Genomic DNA, 2,027 nt, shown 5'->3' with positions numbered 1-2,027 from the left:
CGCCGATTCGGCGCTGCAGCGAATTGCCGAGATTGCTGAACAGGTGAATACTAATACCGAAAATATCGGAGCGCGGCGGCTGCACACCATCATGTCCAATCTTCTCGAAGATATAATGTTTGATTGCTCGGACGGCAAAAAGGGCATCCGGATTACACCGGAGATGGTGACTAAGAAACTTGCCGATATTATCGGCGATGAAGATCTCAGCCGGTATATTCTGTAATTCTCTGTTGCCCGCGAGAAAGATTTTCTCTTGATTTTATATCAGGGGCTGTAATATTCTTTGGTATTGCCGATATATCTATCTGAGATTGATTTTTTGGGAATAGTTATTGACACGCGGTCTCGGGGTGGGGCTGACCTGGAGACCGACCAGGGAGTATATACTAAACATGGAAGTTTTTATAAGTTCATTAGTAAACGGCAACTTTATAAACAGTAGTGAGGGGTAAGATGAAAAGAATGTGCATGGCAGCGCTCGCTTTAGCGGCGCTTCTGACGATGACTTCATTTTCGCCGGCGTTCGCCCTGACCGACTATGTTTTCATTTCGGTCAATGGGGATACATCGGCGACCACGGCGGTTCAGGGAGACCAGATGAGCTGGGGCTCCAATTGCGCCGTCGGCGCTAATGTTCAATGGGAAATCTGGGCCGATTTGAATCTCAATTCCATCATTGAAGAAGGTTCCGATTATCTGGTGGTTTCTTATATTTCAGCCGATGGCGATACCGCCTCGGATGGTCCGCCGCCGGACAGCGACCCGCTGCCCGATGGGTGGTATATAACGATGCCCTTTGTTTTGGGAGTGGCGCCCACCAATTACATTTTCCGGGCGACCGACCTCTCGGACATGAGCGCCGCCGAAAGGGAGGTCCTGATGCAGGCTCTCAGTTCGCCGCCGAATCAAATCACCGGAACAGTGACGATGGAAGGGGTAACGCCGCCGGACAATCTTCTCGAAAACATCTGGGTTCAGGCGGAAAGCGATTCAATGGGATTCCAGCTCTGGTCGGCATTTACCGATAACACCGGCGCTTATGCTATTAATATTGGAGCCACCGGCAGCGGAATTACCTTTGACATATATCCCGGCAATGTCCAGGGATTTGTGACACCGCCGGAGCAGTATATCGTCGCCAACGGAGTTGTCAGTGGAGTTGATTTCGTTTATGGGGCGCCGGCTGACTCTGTCTATGGTTATGTGGTGGACCCCGATGACAATCCGATTGCGCCGGTGGAAGTCTGGTGCTCGCCGGTGGGAGGTTCCGGAGAGAAATATTACGCCAGTTATGACGGTTACTATGTCATCTATTTCACCTCGGCCGAACTGGGTGAGTGGTGGCTGGGCGTATCCGACAATATCGACCCTCAGTATATGGTGCCGCAGTCTTTTTATTTTGATAATTCTGTGCTGCACAGTTTTCAGCATGACCTGGTCTGCCCCCTGGCGGATACGGTCATTAATTTCACCATCACCGAAAGCGGCGGACTTCCCACTCACCAGTACCGGGTGCAGGCGTACTCAAGTGAAATTGGCGCCTACGGCAACAAAATCACCAATGCTGGAGATTCCGGGCTGTACCAGATTGGCGTTTCTTCCGACCAGAGCGCCGGTTACTTCGTGACGGTTTCTATGTGGGATGACTGGTATCCAATCCCGCCCGGTTATACAGTTATAGGAAATTATTCGGGAGTTATGCCCGGAGACACTGTCTCGTTCAGAGTGGTGGAAGGAAAACTGGTCTGCGGCAATGTTAATTTCGATTCTGGCGACGAAACAATTCCTTTTGACCAGGTTGATATCCGTCTTAACGGCGCCAACGGCAATTATATGGCTCATCCGGCGGGAGACGGAAGTTACCAGATTGCCGCCGACACCGGTTTCTATAATCATACGGCGTATGCCATATCCTATCTAAGCAGTCCGGGGACATATTCGTTTTATCTGAGTGATGATACCTGCGGATTCAGTTTCATTCTGAATAAACAGCATGAGCATATTGTCGGCCAGCTGACCGGGGT

General features: G+C 50.6%; 2 protein-coding genes. Both read left to right on the top strand.

Annotated features, from left to right (window positions below; all coding sequences use genetic code 11):
* On the top strand, positions 1-226 hold a 226-nt coding region (locus AB1690_03955), incomplete at its 5' end, for an HslU--HslV peptidase ATPase subunit (protein MEW6014454.1).
* 230 nt (positions 227-456) lie between these two features.
* On the top strand, positions 457-2,027 hold a 1,571-nt coding region (locus AB1690_03950; GenBank protein ID MEW6014453.1), incomplete at its 3' end, for a hypothetical protein.

It is taken from the genome of Candidatus Zixiibacteriota bacterium, assembly GCA_040753495.1.
Lineage (GTDB): Bacteria > Zixibacteria > MSB-5A5 > GN15 > PGXB01 > DYGG01.
This window is presented reverse-complemented; position numbering and strand designations above follow the sequence as displayed.